Origin of the sequence: Nitrospirillum guaranorum, assembly GCF_034653275.1 — a bacterium.
Classification (GTDB): domain Bacteria; phylum Pseudomonadota; class Alphaproteobacteria; order Azospirillales; family Azospirillaceae; genus Nitrospirillum.
This window is the reverse complement of sequence record NZ_JAYEES010000004.1, coordinates 1,032,648-1,051,776: the sequence shown is the minus strand read 5'-3', so window position 1 is coordinate 1,051,776 and position 19,129 is coordinate 1,032,648. Positions and strand designations below refer to the sequence as shown.

The following is a 19,129-nucleotide window of genomic DNA, read 5'->3' as shown; positions in this document are numbered from 1 at the left end:
CGGGAAAGCCGGCCTCGCGCGCGATGGGCGTGCGGCTGCGGCCCGGGCGAAGGGATCGAGACGTGGTGGACGGCGAGGAAGCAGCGGCGGGAGGACGGGGCATCGCGGCGGCGATGCCGGCGGGCCTGCGCGTGGCCGCCGCCAACCGCCCGGCGCGAACCTCCTCCTCCACCCTTGGGGTGCGGGGGCGGTTGCTGCTCGCCGCCATGACCCTGCTGTTGCCGCCCTTGCTGGGCGGTGCCCTGCTGCTGGGTGGGGCCTACACGCGGGAGCGGCGGGTGGCGGAACGCCACCTCGATGAGACGGCCCACATGCTCGCCCTCGCGGTGGACCAGCAGTTGGGGCAAAGCCAGGCCTACCTGCGCGCGCTGATCGCTTCCCCCGCCCTGGCCCAGGGTGATATCGCGGCGCTGGAGGCCCAGGCCAGGGCCATCGACCTGCCCAAGGGCTACTGGTTCCGTCTGGCGGCGGCCGGCGACGGCCGGGTGTTGATGAACACCGCGCTGCCGCCAGGGACACCACTCACCGGCGGCCAGTTGGGCCCGAACCTGCGCGCCGCGCTGGAGACGAGGCACAGCCGCGTCGGCAATCTGTTCAACAGCACCGTCACCAACCAGCAGGCCATCGCCCTGCACGAGCCGGTGTTTCAGAACGGCGCCCCGGCCTATATCCTGTCGCTGGTCATGCCGTCGACGGAATTCACCCAGCTGTTGACGGACCAGCAGCTGCGGGCCGGCTGGATCGGCGCCGTCGTCGACCGCTCCGGCGTCATCATCGCCCGTACCCGCGACCCCGAGCGCTACGTCGGGCAGAAGGCCCGGCCGGAATTCGTCGAGGCATATGCCAAGCAGACGGCCGGCCGCATGCCCGGCGTGTCGCTGGAGGGCATGCCGACCATGGTGTCCTTCCGCCGCACGCCCAGCCAGGATCTGGTGGTGGCGGTCGCGGCCCCGCGGGACGAACTGGGGCGGGAGGCTTGGCGGGGCCTGTTGTTGGCGCTGGCGGGGGCGGTGGCCCTGTTGGCGCTGGCCATGGGCCTGGCCCTGCGCTTGGCCCGGGGAATCACCTATCCGGTGGAACAACTGGCCGCCCGGGCGGCCGCGCTGGGCCGCGGGGCGCCCGTGCCGACGCAATCCCTAGGCTTGGCCGAGGCGGATGCCGTGGCCCAGGTGCTGGCCGACGCCAGTCAGCGCCTGGCCCGTTCCAGCGCCGAGCAGGAGGAGAAGGTGCGCGCGGCGGTGGCGGAGGCGGAGAGCGCCAACACCGCGCTGTTCCAGGCCCACCGCATGGAGGCGGTGGGGCGCCTTACCGGCGGCATCGCCCATGACTTCAACAATCTGCTGCAGGCTGTGTCCGGCTGTCTGGACATGCTGTTGCGCCGGGTCCCCGATGATCGCAGCCGCGACCTGATCCGCGCCGGCATGCAGGCGGTCGACCGGGGGGCCGGCTTGACCCGCCAGCTGATGGCCTTCGCCCGGCGTCAGGCCCTGCGTCCCGAGCCGGTGGACCTGGCCGACCTGGTGCGCAATATGCGCCAGTTGCTGATGCATGCGCTGCGCGCCGACATCATGCTGGAAATGGTGCTGCCCCAGGGGTTGTGGCCGGTCATGGCCGACAGCGCCCAGTTGGAATTGGCGCTGCTGAACGTGGCGGTGAACGCCCGCGACGCCATGCCCAACGGCGGCGTGCTGCGCTTCGTGGCCGAAAACGTGCACCTGGCGCCGGGTCAGACGGAGGACGCGCTGAAAGGCCAGTTCGTGCGCCTCGCCGTCACCGACACCGGCTCCGGCATAGACCCCGCCGTGTTGCCCCATGTGTTCGAGCCCTTCTTCACCACCAAGGAGGTGGGTAAGGGCTCCGGCCTGGGCCTGTCCCAGGTCTATGGCTTCGCCCGGCAGTCGGGCGGCACCGTCCATCTGGACAGCGTGCCGGGCGTGGGCACCACTGTCACCCTGTTCCTGCCCCGCGCCGCCACCGCCCCTCGCCGGCCCCCGGCGCCGGTCGAGGCCCGCCCGGCCGACCGGGTGGAGACGCGCACCGTGCTGGTGGTGGAGGATGACGCCACCGTGTCCGCCACCGTGGCGGCCAGCCTGAAGGAGCGGGGCTTCACCGTGCTGCAGGCCTCGCGCGCCGACCAGGCCCTGGCCCTGCTGCAGGATGGCGACACCATCGACGTCCTTTTCTCCGACATCGTCATGCCCGGCGGCATGAATGGCGTGGAACTGGCCAAGGTGGCCCGATTGCTGCGGCCCGATCTCGCCGTGCTGCTGACGACCGGCTATGCGGAAAACCTGCCGCCGCTGGAAGGCATGCGCCTGCTGCCCAAGCCCTACCGCATGGACCAGTTGCTGGACGCCTTGGACGCCCTGGACTGAAATTCCGCGCAGCTATGCGGATTTTCCATCCCGCTTTCAGCTTCCCTTAACCTGCCGCCGCCCATACTCGGGCCTGGCGGCGCGACCCCGCCGACAGGGACTGGCCCGGGTGGCCGTCCCGCCTGTTACCCGGCCGCGAGCGGATGGTTCCATGTTCGGCGCCCAGCTGACCCAGATCCTTGATGAGCACGAGCGCTGGCTGGCGGCCAAACCGGGCGGACGGCGCGCCAATCTGGCGATGCTCATCCTCCGCGGCATCGACCTGTCGGGCCGCAACCTGTCCCGCGCCCAGCTGGCCGGGGCCGACCTGTCCGGCGCCATCCTGACGAATTGCCGGTTGGAAGGGGCCGACCTCTATGGGGCCGATCTCACGGATGCCGACCTGACCCAGGCCTGCCTGGCGGCGGCCGACCTGCGCGGCTGCGCCTTGAGGGGCGCCTTGCTGGACCGTACGGATTTGCGCGGCGCCGATTTGCGCTCCAGCGACATGTTGATCGCGGTGCCGGATCCCGCGGGAGAAGGCGAGGGGACGGCGCAGGTGCCGCGATCCGGCCGGGGCATCGTCTTCCGCCAGGCCCACCTGGGCCGCGCCCTTTTGGTGGGGGCCCGCCTGTCCGGCGTGACTCTGCTGGAATGCGACATCACCGGCGCGGTGCTGCGCGGCGCCGATCTGCGGGGGGCGGACCTCACCGGCTCCGTCCTGCGGGAGGTGGATTTGACCGGTGCCGACCTGAGCCAGGCCAACCTCACGGCGACCCGCCTCGGCGGCGCCCTGCTGGTGGGCGCGCGGCTGCAAGGGGCGCGGTTCGCCGGTGCCGACCTCGTGGGGGTGGAGCTGGACCATTGCGACCTGAGCGAGGCGTTTTTGGATGACGCGCGCTTCTCCCGGCCGCTCGATTCGCTGGCCCTGGACATGCGCCACCGCGTGCACGACCATGAACGCTGGATAGACAGCGGCGGCACCCGTGGCGCCCGTGCCGAGTTGGAGGGCGCCAACCTGGAGGGGGCGGATCTGCGCGGCGCGCGCCTATCGGGCGCCACCCTGCGCGGCGCCCACCTGCGGGGCGCCCTGCTGGGCGGCGCCGACCTGACCCTGGCCGATCTTTCCGGCGCAGACCTGACGGAGGCCAGCCTGCGTGGCGCCGTGCTGCGCGGGGCCATGCTGGGTCACGCCCGGCTGGCGGGCGCCGACATGGCCGAGGCCCGCCTGGATCCCGCGGATATCCTGCAATCGGACGGCCATCCCAGCGGTCGGTCATCTCCCGCTGATCTGACCGGCGCCGACATGGCCCGGGCCAGCCTGTGGCGGGCCCAGCTGCAATACGCCAATGTCACCGGTGCAGATCTGCGCGGTGCCGATTTGGCGCAAGCGGACACCACCGGCGTGCGCTTCGCCGACGCCCGCCTGGATGGGGCGGTGGGCCTGGACCGGCCCGAGCTGTCGCCGTCGGCCCGGGTGGGCTGAACGCCGTCTTCCGCCCCCCTTCCAACCCTTGCTCCCCTCGTTCCCGGTCATAGTGAACCGGCCTCTAGCCAGTACTCTTGGCCGGTATTACTCACCCAAACCGCATAGACCGAATTAATGGGCGCTAAACGAAGCGTCTTTGATTACGGTCCCTTCTATCAAGTCGTCCATGGGAAGCGGGTGGGAGCGTTAGATGAACGATCGACTAAGGCCGGAATTGCGGGAACTGGCGGTCAAGATCGCAACGTCGTATGCCCGGTCCAATCCTGTCAGTGTCGAGGCGTTGCCGTCGATCATCGTGATGGCGTACCAGGGACTTGAGGCCTGCATCGCGCCGCCGCCCCCGCCGCCGGCCGAGCCGGTGAAGCGCGGCCGCCGCGGCGCCAAGGCCACCGGACGCGGGCGCAAGGCAGCCAGCCGCTAAGGCCGGGCTTTACTCTCGACTCCTTACATCCACCGATGCGGTCCGGCGACGTTACACTCCCGGATCGACCGCCGGATTGTGCGCGGCTGGATTGGCCGGCCCCTGTCATGTACAGTGCGCTGAGCACAAGGGTAGGGCCCGTCTGGCGCCCTGTCCCGATGGGGTCCAATCATCCAGCGGCATAAAGGTGCCGACACGTCGATCCATGGCTGTGACTAGCGGTTCCAAACGACAGCAAGCCGTCACTGCCCACCGCCCTGAAGACGGGCGGCGATGACGTCTGACCTCGATTCCCTGTTCCTGGCGGAGGATGCACCGGCGACCCGCGCGCCGGAGCTGCCGCCCTGGCCCATCCTGGTCGTCGACGACGATGAGGAGGTGCACATCATGACCCGGCTGGTGCTCAGCCGGCTGACGTACAAGGCCCGGCCGCTGGAATTGCTGACCGCCCGGTCGGCGGCGGAGGCGGCGGGCATCTTGACCAAGCGCGGCGACATCGCGGTGGCCTTGCTGGACATCGTCATGGAGACGGACGACGCCGGCCTGGTGCTGGCGCGGCGCATCCGCGAGGAATTCGACAACAACGACGTGCGCATCGTGCTGCGCACCGGCCAGCCCGGCCAGGCGCCGGTGCGCGATGTCATCGTCAATTACGACATCAACGATTACAAGGCGAAGACCGAGCTCACCTCGGAAAAGCTGTTCATCACCATCATCACGGCGCTGCGGTCCTACGACAACATCCGCACCGCGCGCGAGGCGCAGAGCGCCAGCCGGCTGAAGTCCAGCTTCCTGGCCACGATGAGCCATGAGATCCGCACGCCCATGAACGCCGTGCTGGGCATGCTGGAGCTGATGTCCCATACGGGCCTGGACGATGACCAGATGGAGATGCTGTTCACCGCGCGGGACGCGGCCGGCACCCTGCTGCGGATCATCGACGACATCCTCGATTTCTCGAAAATCGAGGCTGGGCGCATGGACATCGAGTGCCATCCGGTGGCGCTGGGGCCGCTGGTGGAAGGTGTGGCCGACATGCTGGCGGCGCAGGCGCGCAAGCGCGCGCTGGACCTGCACGTGCACATTGATCCCGCCATCCCCGAGTTGCTGATGGGCGACCCGCTGCGCCTGCGCCAGGTGCTGTACAACCTGACGGGCAACGCCATCAAATTCACCGAGAAGGGCGGCGTCACGCTGTCGGTGCGGTGCCTGCCCGGCGCGGCCGCCGGCCGGTCGCGCGTGCGGGTGGCGGTGCAGGACACCGGCATCGGCATCGCCGACGAGGTGCAGAAGCAACTGTTCCAGCCCTTCACCCAGGCTGAAAGCTCCACCAGCCGCCGCTTCGGCGGCACGGGCCTGGGCCTGTCCATCAGCCGCCGCCTGATCGATTTGATGCAGGGCCATATCGGCCTGGATAGCGCGCCGGGCCAAGGCTCCACCTTCTGGTTCGAAATCGACCTGGCCGTCGCCCAGGAACAGCCGGTGGCGGCACCCCAGCCGGCCTTGCCGTCGCTGGCCGGCATCACCGTGCTGGTGGCGGCCGATACCCAGGCCCTGCGCGATACCGTCGCCTGCTATATCGAGGCCGCCGGCGGTCGTGTGGCCGGCGAAGGCCAGCCGTGGAACGTGGCCGTGGTCATTCCCCGGCCGGGTGACGTATGGCCCGACCTGCCGTCGGGCAAGCCGGCGGTGCTGGTGGCGGCGGCGGACTCGGTGCGTCCCGCGGGCCTGCCGTCGGGCACGGTGCAGATCGGTCGCCCGGTGCGTCGCGTGCCCTTGATCCGGGCCGTGGCCTCGGCGGCGGGGCAGGAGACGGCGGCCCGCGCCGCGGCGTCGCCCTTGCGCCAGGGGCGCGGTGAGCCGCCGCCGGCCGAAATCGCCGTGGCGCAAGGACGCCTGGTGTTGGTGGCGGAAGACCAGCCCGTCAACCAGATGGTCATTCGCCGGCAGCTCAGCCTGCTGGGCATCGCCGCCGAGGTCACCGAGGATGGGCGCCAGGCCCTGGCCGCCTGGCGCACGGGCCGCTTCGGCCTGGTGCTGACCGACTGCAACATGCCGGAGATGGACGGGTTCGAACTGACCGCCGCCATCCGTGAGGCGGAGACGGGCACCGGCCTGCGCACCCCCATCATCGCCCTGACCGCCAACGCCATGGCGGGCGAGTCCCAGCGCTGCCTGGCGGCGGGCATGGACGGCTTCCTGGCCAAGCCCCTGGAGTTGGACCGGCTGGACCGCTGCATGGCGCAATGGCTGCCGCCCCTGTCGGATGGTGGCGTCAAGGCCGCGCCGCCGGCCCTGACTGACACGATGCCGGTGGGCACGACGCCAGTGGGCACGACACCAGTGGGCACGGCGCCGGTGGACACGACAGCGGTGCTGAACCTGGCCCGCACCCTGGAACTGTTCAGCGTCCTGGATGACGAGGCGCGGGCTTTCCTGCGCGACTTCCTGGGGGCGGCGCGCCCGCTGGTGGACGGCCTGGGCCACGCCTTCACCCTGAATGACGCCGGCGCCGCCCGGCGCGAGGCGCATGCCCTGGCCGGCGTGGCGAAAAGCGCAGGGGCCGACGTCCTGGCCCGCGCGGCCGACCGAGTGGAAGAAGCCCTGGTCCAAGGGAAGCTGGACGAGGCGCGGCAGGCCGCAAAGGCTGTTCCGGGTGCGCTGGAACAGGTCGCGGCGGCCATCGCGTCTTTATAAGAAGACGACCACCGTCATTTCTGCCTATACTAATCCTGTATTCCGGGGCCTCATGTTCCGGAAACTGGTATGGGGTGTGTATTCATTCCTCGTTAAAATAAAATTGTTTGGATTTGAAGGCGGCGGCCGTTTGGGGATGGCAGATGGGTGCGATTTCATTCAATTTCCGCAGCTCGCTGGTGATTGAGGATCAAAGTTTCATCCGGGGCGTCGTCGTCCGTATCCTGCGGCAGCTGGACTTCGGCACGGTGATGGAGGCGGAGGATGGGTCGTCCGGCCTGAACGTGGCCATGGAACGCCGGCCGGACGTCATCATCGCCGACATCGATATGGCACCGGTCGATGGGTTGACCTTCCTGCAGCACCTTCGGGCGCGTGAAACGCAAGGACATCACATTCCTGTGGTTTTTCTGACCAATCGCGCGGACAAGGTAACGGTTTTGAAGGCCAGGGATTTGGGTGTGGACGCGTTCATCGCCAAGCCCGTGACCCTGGTGAACCTGCGGGAGAAGCTGCAGGTCGTGATGGCGCCGCGGCGATAGGCAAGGGCGGCGGCGGGGGAACAGGGATGGCGATGGCGCGGGGCGAGGGAAGCGGGATTGGGCGGACGCCGGCGGTTTCACCGGCGAAGGGCATGCCGTGACCAAGTCCCATGCCATCCGTTCCGGTGCGCCGATCCCCCGGCTGTTGGGCATCCGCCTGCCGCGCTGGGTGTGCGCCTGGCGCGTGCGCCGCGCCCGCCGGCGGGAGGCGATGCGCCGCCATCAGATGACCGTGGCCTTCTGGCGGTCCCTGGCGGTGCGCCAGGCGGCCCTGGCCCTGCTGTCCGCCCTTGTCATCGGCGCCATCCTGTCGCTGATCCAAGGCATCAGCCAGGCGGAGCGGGAGCGGGCCAAGTTCGCCAACGCCGGCCGCATGGTGCTGGACCTGGTTGAGAACACGGCCAGCGCCGCCGTGTGGAACCTGGACCCAGACCTGGCGTCCGGCCTGGTGCGGTCCGTCCTGGCCATTGACGGCGTGCGCGCCGTGCGTCTTATCGAAATGCCGGACCGGGTGCTGGCCGATGGCGCCCGCGATCTGCCACCGGCGGAGGAGGGCGGGGCCTTCTGGCGCGGCTGGCTGTCCGGCGCCCGCTTCACCCCCGTCTTCCAAGACTTGGCGCGGACCCAGCGCCTGCTGTACCGCCCCGCCGGCAATCCCCGCAACAGCCCCATCATCGGCCGGCTGGAGCTGGAGTTGGACACCAGCCGGGCGGCGGCCGACTATGCCGCCTTCATCCGCACCACGGTGCTGGGCGGCCTGGTGCGCGACCTGGCGCTGGGCGTGGTGCTGGCCCTGCTGCTGCACACCTTCCTGACCCGGCCGCTGCGCGCCGTGGGCCTGGCCGTGGCCCGCATCGATCCGTCGCGCCCGGGGGCGGCCCGCCTGCCCGACTTCCCCCGCCAGGCGGATAACGAGCTGGGCTATCTGGTCCGCCGCTTCAACGAGGTGCTGCGCCTGCTGGACCGCAGCCGCTCGGACATGGAGCAGCTGGCGACCCATGACGTCCTGACCGGCCTGCCCAACCGCCTGTTGCTGCAACGCCGTCTGGAAGAGGCGCTGAAACGGCGGGAGCGGCGGCTGTACAATCCGGAACTGGCCTGCCAGGACGAGCCGCACGGCCGGACGGGCCGCGCCCCCGGGCGGGGCATCGCCCTGTTCTTCCTGGACCTGGACCGGTTCAAGCATGTCAACGACAGCCTGGGCCACGATGTGGGCGACCGGCTGCTGAAGGCTGTGGCCGGGCGCCTGCGCGACTGCATCGGCGAGGACGACATGCTGGGTCGCCTGGGCGGCGACGAGTTCCTGGTGGTGACGGAAAACGCGTTGGAGGCGGTGGACGCCGCCGTGCTGGCGGAGCGCCTGCTGAAGGCCCTGGAATCGCCATTGATGGTGGAGGGGGGGCATCTGCTGCACGCCGGCGCCTCCATCGGCGTGGCCCTGGCCAGCGAGGGGGCGGCCAATGGCGACGCCGAAACCGCCAGTACCCTGATGCGCCAGGCCGACACCGCGCTCTATGCCGCCAAGGCGGCTGGCCGGGGGCAGTACCGCTTCTTCTCCCGCGAGATGAGCGAGCGGGCGGAGAACCGGCTCAGCACCGAGGCCAACCTGCGCCAGGCGCTCAGCATCGGTTCCTTCGAGCTGTACTTCCAGCCCAAGGTGCGGGCGGCCGACCAGGCGCTGGTGGGGGCGGAGGCGCTGGTGCGCTGGAAGCACGACGGCCAGCTGGTGCAGCCCGGTGCCTTCATGACCGTGGCCGAGGATTCCGGCCTGATCATGGAACTGGGCAGCTGGGTGCTGGAACAAGCGGTACGCGAGGCCACGCACTGGACCAAGCTGTTGCCCGACTTCCACATCGCCGTGAACGTCTCCGCCCGCCAGATCATCGCCCCCGGTTTCGTCGAGCGGGTGCGCGACTGCCTGGCGCGCAGCGGGGTGCCCGCCGACCGCATCGAGATCGAGGTGACGGAAAGCGTCATGGTGGACAGCGCCCGCTCGCTGGAGGTGCTGTGGCGCCTGAAGCGGCTGGGTGTGCGCATCGCCGTGGACGATTTCGGCACCGGCTTCTCCTCGCTGTCCTACCTGCGGCAAATGCCCATCGACACCCTGAAGATCGATCGGGCCTTCGTGCAGGACCTGCCACGCGACAGCGCCATCGCCGCCATGATCCTGACCCTGGGTGCCCGCCTGGGCCTGGAGGTGGTGGCCGAGGGCGTGGAGCGGGAGGAGCAACTGGCCTGGTTGGTGGCGGAAGGTTGCCCCGTCGTCCAGGGCTTCTTCATCGCCGAGCCCATGCCCGCCCGCCAGCTGGAGGCCCGCTTCCTGCACCCGCTGCTGATGGCCCGCGAGGATGAGCGGGAGGGGCGCAGCGCTTAAGCGGGCTCCCCGCCCGTCGGTCCCCAGAACAGCACCCAGGTGGCGAAGTTGTCGCTGAAATCCTCGAAGCGATGCTCGGCGCTGGCTTCCACGAACAGCAGGTCGTGCGGCTGGAAGGGATGGCGTTCACCGTTCTTCACGAAGGTGCCGGTGCCGCTGATGATCACATAGATTTCGTCGCGGACGTGGGGCCTTGCGGGTCATGGCCCCGAGGGGCGTAGACACCCACCTTCATGTGCCGTGCTGTAGCAGGTATTGGAACCGTTCCCCCGCCGGAACATCGGGCAGGTCCGTCACCGCAGGCGATGCCGACAGGAGCCAGGGCAGGGTTTGCATTGCGGTCCGGTCTCCGGTCGCGCTGGGTGGGGCGATCAGCTATTGGTCGAAGGCACGGCAGCGTCCTGTTCCTGCTGGATCCGCCGCTCCTCGCGATCGTTTTCCAGCTTCAGTTTCCGCGCGCGCTCACGGAGTTCTTGTTCCTTGGCCTCGATCAGGTCCGACAGGTTCCAGAAGACGAAAGCGCCACCGAGCAGGACGACCACGAGAAGCCCATTGGTCAGTGTCATCAGAGCCCCCATCAAAAGCAATATACAACTTAAGCGACAAGCCGTCGCTCTGCCCACACAAAAGGACTGGGTTACAGTGCCGCACGCCTCCCGGGCCTGGGAGCAGGCAGCGAAAAGGCCCGGCGTCGCCGCCGGGCCTTCGCAACTCAACTCTTGCCGCTGATCCGGAAGGGATCAGGCGATGGCCTTGTCGGCGGCCAGGTAGCGGGCGTCGCCCTCTTCCACCAGGGCGGGGTGGGTCAGCTTGCCACGGAACACGTTCAGGCCGTTGCGCAGGTGCACGTCGTCGGCCAGGGCCTGCTGCCAGCCCTTGTCGGCCAGGGCCAAGACGAAGGGGGCGGTGGCGTTGTTCAGGGCGAAGGTGGAGGTGCGGGCCACGGCGCCCGGCATGTTGGCCACGCAGTAGTGGATGACGCCGTCGACCACATAGGTCGGGTCGGCGTGGGTGGTGGCGTGCGAGGTCTCGAAGCAGCCGCCCTGGTCGATGGACACGTCCACCAGCACGCTGCCGGGGCGCATCTTGGCCACCATCTCCTTGGTGACAACGCGCGGGGCGTTGGCGCCCGGGACCAGCACGGCGCCGATGACCAGGTCGGCGTCCAGCACCGCCTGCTCGATGGTGTCGATGTTGGCGTACAGCGTGTTCACGCGGCGGCCGTACTGCTGGTCGATCTGGCGCAACCGGTCCAGCGACTTGTCCAGCACGGTCACTTCCGCTTCCAGGCCCACGGCCATGCGGGCCGCGTTCAGGCCGACCACGCCGCCGCCGATGACCACGACCTTGGCGGCCGGGGTGCCGGGCACGCCGCCCAGCAGGATGCCGTTGCCACCGTAGCTCTTCTCTAGGCACTTGGCGCCGGCCTGGATGGACATGCGGCCGGCGACCTCGCTCATGGGGGCCAGCAGGGGCAGGCCGCCGCGGGCGTCGGTCACGGTCTCATAGGCGATGCAGATGGCGCCGGAGGCCAGCAGCAGTTCGGTCTGTTCCGGATCGGGCGCCAGGTGCAGGTAGGTGAACAGGACCTGGCCGGGGCGCAGCATGCGGCACTCGTGCGGCTGCGGCTCCTTCACCTTCACGATCATGTCGGCCTTGGCGAAGATCTCTTCGGCGGTGTCCACCAGGGTGGCGCCGGCGGCGGCATACTGCTCGTCCGTCAGGCCGATGGCGGTGCCGGCGTTCTTCTGCACGATGACCGAGTGGCCGTGGGCCACCAGCTGGCGCACGTTGCCGGGGATCAGACCGACGCGGTACTCGTGGTTTTTGATTTCCTTAGGAACGCCGACCAGCATGGTTATCTCCCGGATCATCTGGGTTGGCGCCGCCTGTCCGGTCGCGCAACCGTTGCCTCGATTTCGGAGCCCAAGATAAGGCCGAAGGCCGGTGCATGTCCTTGCGTTGAAGGTTATGTCCGGCGCACAATGCGCAAGGGAACTTCGTTGAAGGCGTCCAATGCGGCAGAGTCTGCGAACAACGGTACTGGATAGGATTGATCGTGCCATCCTGGCCCGCCTGCAGGACCATGGCCGCATCCCCAATTCGGAGCTGGCGGCCCACGTCCACCTGTCGGAAAGCGCCTGCCTGCGGCGGGTCAAGGCGATGGAGGAGGCGGGGATCATCAGCGGCTACACCGCCATCCTGGACCCGGCCTCCTGCGGGCGGCCGGAGAGCGTGTTCGTGCAGGTGACGCTGGAGAAACAGACGGAACCCTACCTGCGCGCGTTCGAGGAGGCGTTGGCCACCTGTCCCCAGGTGATGGAGTGTTACCTGATGTCGGGCGACAGCGATTACCTGCTGCGTGTGGTGGTGGCGGGGGCCGCCGATTACGAGGCCCTGCACAACCGCATCCTGACCCGCCTGCCGGGCGTGGCCCGCGTCCATTCCAGCTTCACCCTGCGCACGGTCATGAAACGCACCGCCCTGCCGCTGGCCGATGTCGTCACCGTGGGCGGCGATTGACGGACGCGATGCCAGGCCGTACACCGCAAAGCCAGCCGTTGCGGTGGCGCGGGGGCACCTCGCGCCCACCGTGTTGCTGAAAGAATCTTTTTTCGAGGAAAGTGTCCCGCATGACCGAGCCTGCCTCTCCCGCCGTCCCAGGCCGTCTCAAGGGCCGTGTCGCCGTTGTCACCGGCGCCTCGCGCGGGTTGGGCGCCGCCGTCGCCAAGGGGCTGGCGGCGGAGGGCGCGCACGTCGTGCTGATCGCCCGCACCGTGGGCGGGCTGGAGGAGGTGGACGACGCCATCCGCGCCGCCGGCGGTACCGCTACCCTCATTCCCCAGGACATGGCGGCCGACCCGGCCCAGCTCGACGTGCTGGGCCCGGCCCTGCTGGACCGGTTCAAGCGGGTGGACATCCTGGTGGCCAACGCCGGCATGCTGGGCGCCATCGGCCCCATGGCCCATGCCGACGTGAAGCAGTGGGACAAGGTGCTGGCCCTGACGCTGACCGCCAACATGCGCCTGATCCGCACCCTGGATCCGCTGCTGCGCGGTTCTGACGCGGGCCGCGCCGTCTTCATCACCGACCGCTATGGCCATGAGCCGGTGGCCTATTGGAACGCCTACGCCGTGGCCAAGGCGGGGTTGGAGATGATGGCGCTGACCTATGCGCGGGAGGTGCTGCAAAGTCCCCTGAAGGTGAACCTGGTCGACCCTGGCCCCATGCCCACCAAGCTCCGCGCCCAGGCCTTCCCCGGGGAAAAGCCGGACACCCAGCCGCCCGTGACCCGGGTCGTGCCCACCATCCTGGACCTGGTGGCGCCCGACAACACCCGCCATGGTGAATGCATCGCGCTGTATTGAGGCGGTGGGATTTGGGGGCCGGTGATTCAAGGCCAGGCCGCGCATGGCAGGATATGCTTACGCTCCGCACCGTAGTGATATTGGTCACAGCCGCAGCGGTTCGGCGGGCATAGTCTTCTTCCTGTGCCGGGGATGGCCCCAACCTCTCCGGCGCCCGAGACGGTGACCTCGGTCCCGTTTCTGCTTCCCCGTCCGGGTGGGTTGCTCCCCGCGCCCAACCCGGCCTCTATGAAGGCCCGCCGCTCCCCCGCAGGCGGGCCTTTTTTCTTTTTCTATAGTTCCCTCAGGCGCCGGGCGGCCACATCCGTGGCCTTGGCTTCCTCGCTCCGCCCCCCCTTTTACGTTAACTGGGCGGTGCACGCTCCGGCGGACGCAGTCGCGTCCTATTCAAGAAATTTACGAATTCATTCAAGCGTGCGGAACGTAGGGCACGCCATGCTTCTTGAACCACTCCAGCATCTGCTTCCACGCCGCCTTGGCGTCGGCGGGGTTGTAGCTGGGGCGGTAATCGGCATTGAAGCCGTGGCCGGAGTCCTCGAACACCATCAACTTGCAGTCGCTGGCGGCCTTGTCGCCCTTGGCCAGGGCGGCCCGCATCTGATCCACGCTGGAGACGGGAATGCCGTCGTCCTTGGCGCCGTACAGGCCCAGGACGGGGGCGTTCAGCTGGTCCACCAGGTCGATGGGGTTCTTGGGATGGGCGGCATCGGTGTTGCCGACCAGCCGGCCGTACCAGGCGGCACCGGCCTTAAGGTCGGGATTGTGCGCGGAATAGAGCCAGACGATGCGCCCGCCCCAGCAGAAGCCGGTGATGGCCATGCGCCGGGTGTCGGCCCTGCCATCGGTCTTCACCAAGGCGACGGTGGCGTCCAGGTCGGCCATGACCTGCTCATCCGACACCTTGGACACGATGTCACGCACCAGGGTGGGGATGTCCGGCACCTTGGTGGCATCCCCCTGCCGGAAATACAGGTCGGGGGCTATGGCGTAATAGCCTGATTTGGCCAGGCGCCGGCAGAGGTCGCGGATGTGCTCATGCAGGCCGAAGATTTCCTGTACCACCAGCACCACGGGATGGTGCCCGCCCTGGCCCGCCCATTTGGGCACGGCGCGGTAGGCGCCCATGGTGGCACCGCCGGCCACGGGGATCTGCACCATGCCGGCCTCCAGGTTGTCGGCGTCGGTGATGATGGTCTCGGCCGATACCGGCAACACGGCCAGCGCGAAGCCCGCGGCCAGGCCGGCCGTGGTGAAGCCGCGACGGTTGATCACGTTGTCTTCCATGGAAGTCGCCCCTTCGTCATTGTTATGGCTGAATTTTTACCGCAGGCGGGCCCTGGTCACAGGGCGCCCGTTTGCCGCAGGCGTGCGATCTCGTCCCCGTCCAGCCGCAGCCAGTCCTGCAGCACGGCGTCGGTGTGCTGCCCCAGGGTGGGCGGGGCTTGGCGGTAGTTGACCGGCGTGTCGCTGAACTTCATGGGACTGCCGATCAGCTCCACCGTGCCCGGCAGGCCGGCGCCCGGCGCTCCCGTCCCGCCCGCCTGGGGGTGGGGCAGGGTGATGCGCATGCCGCGCGCAGCCACCTGAGGGTCGGCGAAGACCTTGTCGATACTGTTGATGGGGCCGCAGGGCACGCCCAGCGGCTCCAGCGCGTCGATCCAGAATTGGCTGCTCTGGCCCTGGATGACGGCGGCGATGGCGGGCACCAGGCTGTCGCGGTTGCCCACCCGCGCCTGGTTGGTGGCATAGCGCGGGTCGCTGGCCCAGGCGGCGTTGCCGGTCAGGTGGCAGAAACGGGCGAACTGCTCATCATTTCCCACGGCGAGGATGATCCAGCCGTCGCTGGTGGCGAAGGTCTGGTAGGGCACGATGGTGGGATGGGCGTTGCCCACCCGTGGCGCCAGCTGGCCGCTGGTCAGGTAGTATTGGCCGGGGTGGGACAGCCAAGCGACCTGGGTGTCGAACAGCGACAGGTCGATGGCTTGGCCCCGGCCGGTATGGTCGCGGTGGCGCAGGGCCGCCAGGATGGCGACGGCGGCATAGGTGCCGGTCATCAGATCGGCGATGGCGACGCCGGCCTTCAGCGGCTGGCCCTCCGGCTCCCCCGTCAGGGACATGAAGCCGCCCATGCCCTGCACCAGGTAGTCATAGCCGGCGCGCGCGGCATAGGGGCCGGTATGGCCGAAGCCGGTGATGGAACAGTAGATCAGCCGGGGGAAGGCGTCGCGCAGGTCTTCGTATGCCAGGCCATAGCGGGCCAGGGTGCCGGTCTTGTAGTTCTCCACCACCACGTCGGCATGGCCGATCAGCTGCAGGGCCAGCGCCTTGCCTGCGGAATGGGTGAAGTCCAGGGTCAGCGAGCGCTTGTTGCGGTTGGCCGACAGGTAGTAGGCGCTTTCCTTGGTATCCTGGCCGGCATCGTCTTTCAGGAAAGGCGGGCCCCAGGCGCGGGTGTCGTCCCCCTGGCCCGGCCGTTCCACCTTCACCACGTCGGCGCCCAGGTCGCCCAGGATCTGCGTGGCGCTGGGCCCCGCCAGCACCCGGCTCATGTCCAGAACCTTCAGGCCGGTCAGCGGGCCGGTGGCGGGGATGGGCGGCTGGGTCATGGGCGCAGGTCTGCCTTCTGTCGGGGATGCCTGGTCTGCACGGCGGCGATCTTACACGGCGGACGCGACCAGCGCCTAGATGGCATCGGCGTTGTTAAGCCCAGGCTTCCCCTGCGGGCCGTTTCACGCTCTGATATCCCAATCGTTTACCTGCCGAACCCGAGGCCCCGATGCTCGATAAGAACGCCAAGATGCCCGACGAGGTCCCCGTCATCCGCACCATCGCCATGCCGGCCGATACCAACCCCGCCGGCGACATCTTCGGCGGCTGGCTGATGTCGCAGATGGACTTGGCGGCGGGCAACGTCGCGGCCCGCACGGCGCGGGGCCGCGCCGCCACCGTGGCGGTGGATGCCATCGCCTTCCTGGGCCCGGTATTCGTGGGGGATGAGGTCAGCCTGTTCGGCCGGCTGGTGTCGCGCGGCCGCACCTCCATGCGGATCGAGGTGGAGGCCTGGCGCCGCAGCCGTGACGCCGACGACACCAACAAGGTGACCGAGGCGGTCTTCACCTTCGTCGCCATCGATGAGAACCGTCGGCCGCGCCCTTTGCCCTTGGTCGAAGGATAAGGCGTCCGGCCAAAGTTCCCTCGACATCCGGGACCCGGGACGCGCACTGTACCCGGGTCCCATTGTGCAGAAGGCGGACCTGTTTCCATGGCCGATCCCCGTGATGAACTGCTGCGCCAGATCCGCGCCATCCGGCGGCGGATCGACCCGGATGTCCTGGAGAAAGCGGCCGCGGCGGCGGAGCGCATGCAAACGGCGCGGCCGGCCCCCGCCGGCCCCCCTCCGGCCGAGGAGTCCCCCGACATTCCCTTCGACCGCCAGGCCGCGCGCGACGTGGTGATGACTTTCCTGCAATCCCGCCACGATGGCGGCCGCTTCGCCATGAAACTGATGGAAGAAATGAAGAAGCCTGAGGCGGCGGCCAAGGCTTACGCGCAAGCGGCGACAAAGCCAACCCGTAAGCTTTAAGACGGGAAATAGTGTTTCCTGGAGAAAATATTAAATTACCTCAATGGCGGCGCTAGAAGCCGTACCGGTTAAAATTCGATCCAAAGGGTCAGGATGGGGTTGCCCACCCTGCCTGGACTGGCCTTATCCTGCGGCATCGTGGCAGCGTGACCATCAAAATACTGGCGTAGTCTGGAAGGACGGGCGCGGTATAAGCTGCCCAGGATAAGTCCATCCCGACATGTGTCGCGCCGGGGTGGGGAGACAGGGAACGGACCCGGTGGCCCACCATATCAAGGACGTCGTCTGGCCGGACCGGGCCTACGTCGATTACAAGTTCGATCACCACCGGCTGTTCAGCACCATCATGACGGTGGCGACCTCCATCACCGTCAGTGGCCTGTGGGGATGGGACTACGTCATCGATCCCGACGGGGCGCGGCGTACCATCGGCCTGCGGCTGGTGATGTCCGTCATCATCGTGCTGCACGCCTTGCTGCTGCATTTCCGGGTGCCGCGCCGCCTGACCACGGCTTACGCCTTCATCGGCGCCTTCACGTGCCAGATGCTGTTCATCGAGGTGCTGAACCGCCTGGATCACGGCATGCAGGCCCAATTCTCCGGCTTCCTGTTCTTCACCTTCCTGCCACTGCTGGTGATGCAGTACGTGCCCTTCACCACCGGCGCCGCCTTCATGGTGCTGATCATCTCCCTGCCACCGGCGGCGGGGGCCGCGGGCTTCGCCCATGACTTCGAATATGTGAAGTACCCGCTGCTGCTGGGGCCGGTGGGCGCCATGTTCATCTGCGTGCTCTTCGCGTTCGAGCAGATCAATTACACCAGTTATGAAAGCCAGCGGCTGCTGCGGTTGGTCGCCATCACCGACAGCCTGACGGGGGCCGGCACGCGGCGCTTCATCACCGACACGGCGGCGCGCGAGATGGCGCGGGCCCGGCGCTACGGCGGACCGCTGTCGGTGCTGATGCTGGATATCGACCATTTCAAGCGCATCAACGACACCTGGGGCCACCAGGCCGGCGACCAGGCCATTCGCGCCGTGGTCGACCTCTGCCGGGGCGCCATCCGCGACACCGACGTCATCGGCCGCTTCGGCGGGGAGGAATTCGTGATCCTGCTGCCGCAGACCGACCGGCCGGAGGCGGAGCGGGTGGCCGAACGCTTGCGCTGCGCCGTGGCGGCCGCGCCCATCATCCTGGCGCCGGACGTGTCGGTGACCCTGACCTGCAGCCTGGGCGTCACCACCCTGTCGGCTAACGACCACGGCGTGGATAGCCTGTTGGGACGTGCCGACAAGGCCCTCTATGCCGCCAAGAACGCCGGCCGCAACCGCGTGTCGGTGGCGGCTTAGCGCCACGCCGATCCGATTTTGGTGGCGCCGGCTTTACGCCGGATACAGCGCGTCGCTGTGGATGCGCCGGGGTTTGGCCAGCGGCTGGGGCGCGGCCTCCGCCGGGCCCAGCACGGCGGCCACCAGGCGTTGGGTCCAGCCGGGTTCATCCAGTGGCTGGTGGCGGATCAGCAGGCGGCTGTAGAGGGTGTTGTACAGCAGTTCCACCACCACCGCCTCGTCCAGGTCGGCCGGCAACTCACCGGCGCGCACGCCCATGCGCACGATTTCGCGGATGCGTTCCCGCCGAGGCTGCAGCACCTGGGTGCAATAAGTCTCCAGCACCTCCGGATTGCCCTGCCCCTCCACGATGATGCTGGCGATGACCCGACCCATGGGGCCCGCCATGGTTCCGGCCATGACCTCCAGCAGGCTTTCAAGATCGCGGCGGGCGGAGCCGGTGGCGCGGATGGGCGCCGCCACCTCCACCATCTCCAGCAGCGACGCGACGGCCAGCGCGCCTTTGGTGGGCCACCAGCGATAAATGGTGGTCTTGGCGCAGCCGGACCGGGCGGCCACCGCCTCGATGGTGAAGCCGGCCAGCCCAGCCTGCACCAGCAGGTCATAGGCGCTGCTGAGGATGGCCTGACGCGACTTGTCACAGCGCGGACGGCCGCGGACGGAACGCTGCTGCGGGGCTTGGCCGGCGCCGGGGCCTGGGGCGGTGGCGAGGGCGGTGGCGGTCATTGGGCGTCTGCGCTCTCACGACATGGGAATTCGGAAGACGACCCAACCCGGGCGACGGATTCCAAACGCGGCGGAAAGGGTGCGCAGGCACTTGGAACGACGGCGTTTCGGGTGACGGCAACCACTCCCTGGCTTGGCTGCGCGGCGTCTTGTCCCGCCCCTATTATCGTATCGGGCCGCAACAAACAAGATGTCGGCGGGCAACTATGGGTCACATTATTCGCTGT

16 protein-coding genes and 1 pseudogene are annotated in these 19,129 nt (G+C 68.6%); 11 read left to right on the top strand and 6 right to left on the bottom strand.

Going from position 1 to position 19,129, the window contains the following annotated elements; translation table 11 throughout:
• Positions 1 to 65 precede the first annotated feature (65 nt).
• The 6 genes from UAJ10_RS26390 to UAJ10_RS26365 all read left to right on the top strand — a co-directional run bounded on the left by UAJ10_RS26390 (position 66) and on the right by UAJ10_RS26365 (position 9,877).
• Entirely contained in the window at positions 66 to 2,375 is a 2,310-nt protein-coding gene (locus UAJ10_RS26390) for a hybrid sensor histidine kinase/response regulator (protein WP_322918313.1), read from the top strand.
• A gap of 151 nt (positions 2,376 to 2,526) precedes the next feature.
• The gene (locus UAJ10_RS26385) at positions 2,527 to 3,840 is read left to right on the top strand and encodes a pentapeptide repeat-containing protein (RefSeq protein WP_322918312.1); all 1,314 of its coding nucleotides are present in this window, start codon (positions 2,527 to 2,529) and stop codon (positions 3,838 to 3,840) included.
• A gap of 193 nt (positions 3,841 to 4,033) precedes the next feature.
• Positions 4,034 to 4,264: a hypothetical protein gene (locus tag UAJ10_RS26380; protein ID WP_322918311.1), complete on the top strand. Its 231-nt coding sequence runs from the start codon at positions 4,034 to 4,036 to the stop codon at positions 4,262 to 4,264.
• A 273-nt stretch (positions 4,265 to 4,537) separates the two neighbouring features.
• Positions 4,538 to 6,961: a response regulator gene (locus tag UAJ10_RS26375; RefSeq protein ID WP_322918310.1), complete on the top strand. Its 2,424-nt coding sequence runs from the start codon at positions 4,538 to 4,540 to the stop codon at positions 6,959 to 6,961.
• A 107-nt stretch (positions 6,962 to 7,068) separates the two neighbouring features.
• Positions 7,069 to 7,503 (top strand): response regulator, encoded by a 435-nt coding sequence (locus UAJ10_RS26370; RefSeq protein WP_145727560.1) that lies wholly within the window; start codon positions 7,069 to 7,071, stop codon positions 7,501 to 7,503.
• Between the two features lie 97 nt (positions 7,504 to 7,600).
• The gene (locus tag UAJ10_RS26365; RefSeq protein WP_322918307.1) at positions 7,601 to 9,877 is read left to right on the top strand and encodes a putative bifunctional diguanylate cyclase/phosphodiesterase; all 2,277 of its coding nucleotides are present in this window, start codon (positions 7,601 to 7,603) and stop codon (positions 9,875 to 9,877) included.
• Here UAJ10_RS26365 and UAJ10_RS26360 read toward each other — a convergent pair.
• From UAJ10_RS26360 to ald, 3 genes and pseudogenes are all read right to left on the bottom strand, one after another.
• Positions 9,874 to 10,059: pseudogene (locus UAJ10_RS26360) on the bottom strand (cupin domain-containing protein); the annotation flags it as partial. The gene UAJ10_RS26365 and the pseudogene UAJ10_RS26360 sit on opposite strands and share 4 nt — an antisense overlap.
• 189 nt (positions 10,060 to 10,248) lie before the next feature.
• A complete protein-coding gene (locus UAJ10_RS26355; RefSeq protein ID WP_322918306.1) occupies positions 10,249 to 10,443 on the bottom strand; it encodes a hypothetical protein in 195 nt (64 codons plus the stop codon).
• A 174-nt stretch (positions 10,444 to 10,617) separates the two neighbouring features.
• Positions 10,618 to 11,733: an alanine dehydrogenase gene (gene ald, locus UAJ10_RS26350; protein ID WP_322918305.1), complete on the bottom strand. Its 1,116-nt coding sequence runs from the start codon at positions 11,731 to 11,733 to the stop codon at positions 10,618 to 10,620.
• Between the two features lie 160 nt (positions 11,734 to 11,893).
• Between ald and UAJ10_RS26345 the strand changes: the two genes are divergently transcribed.
• Positions 11,894 to 12,400: an Lrp/AsnC family transcriptional regulator gene (locus tag UAJ10_RS26345; RefSeq protein WP_322918304.1), complete on the top strand. Its 507-nt coding sequence runs from the start codon at positions 11,894 to 11,896 to the stop codon at positions 12,398 to 12,400.
• A 110-nt stretch (positions 12,401 to 12,510) separates the two neighbouring features.
• Positions 12,511 to 13,245: an SDR family NAD(P)-dependent oxidoreductase gene (locus tag UAJ10_RS26340; protein ID WP_322918302.1), complete on the top strand. Its 735-nt coding sequence runs from the start codon at positions 12,511 to 12,513 to the stop codon at positions 13,243 to 13,245.
• 408 nt (positions 13,246 to 13,653) lie between these two features.
• Here the strand turns inward: UAJ10_RS26340 and UAJ10_RS26335 are convergent, their stop codons facing one another.
• Both UAJ10_RS26335 and UAJ10_RS26330 read right to left on the bottom strand, forming a co-directional pair.
• Positions 13,654 to 14,529, bottom strand: coding sequence for a dienelactone hydrolase family protein (locus UAJ10_RS26335; protein ID WP_322918300.1), 876 nt, complete (start codon positions 14,527 to 14,529; stop codon positions 13,654 to 13,656).
• A 56-nt stretch (positions 14,530 to 14,585) separates the two neighbouring features.
• Positions 14,586 to 15,851 carry a CaiB/BaiF CoA transferase family protein gene (locus UAJ10_RS26330; protein ID WP_322918299.1) on the bottom strand — a complete coding sequence of 422 codons (1,266 nt, stop codon included), beginning with the start codon at positions 15,849 to 15,851 and terminating at the stop codon, positions 14,586 to 14,588.
• A gap of 170 nt (positions 15,852 to 16,021) precedes the next feature.
• Between UAJ10_RS26330 and UAJ10_RS26325 the strand changes: the two genes are divergently transcribed.
• From UAJ10_RS26325 to UAJ10_RS26315, 3 genes are all read left to right on the top strand, one after another.
• Positions 16,022 to 16,420 (top strand): acyl-CoA thioesterase, encoded by a 399-nt coding sequence (locus tag UAJ10_RS26325; protein ID WP_322918298.1) that lies wholly within the window; start codon positions 16,022 to 16,024, stop codon positions 16,418 to 16,420.
• A gap of 87 nt (positions 16,421 to 16,507) precedes the next feature.
• Positions 16,508 to 16,828: a hypothetical protein gene (locus UAJ10_RS26320; protein ID WP_322918297.1), complete on the top strand. Its 321-nt coding sequence runs from the start codon at positions 16,508 to 16,510 to the stop codon at positions 16,826 to 16,828.
• Positions 16,829 to 17,087: 259 nt separating this feature from the next.
• A complete protein-coding gene (locus tag UAJ10_RS26315; protein WP_322918296.1) occupies positions 17,088 to 18,176 on the top strand; it encodes a GGDEF domain-containing protein in 1,089 nt (362 codons plus the stop codon).
• Positions 18,177 to 18,209: 33 nt separating this feature from the next.
• Here UAJ10_RS26315 and UAJ10_RS26310 read toward each other — a convergent pair whose 3' ends face one another.
• The gene (locus UAJ10_RS26310) at positions 18,210 to 18,902 is read right to left on the bottom strand and encodes a TetR/AcrR family transcriptional regulator (RefSeq protein ID WP_322918295.1); all 693 of its coding nucleotides are present in this window, start codon (positions 18,900 to 18,902) and stop codon (positions 18,210 to 18,212) included.
• Between the last annotated feature and the right edge of the window lie 227 nt (positions 18,903 to 19,129).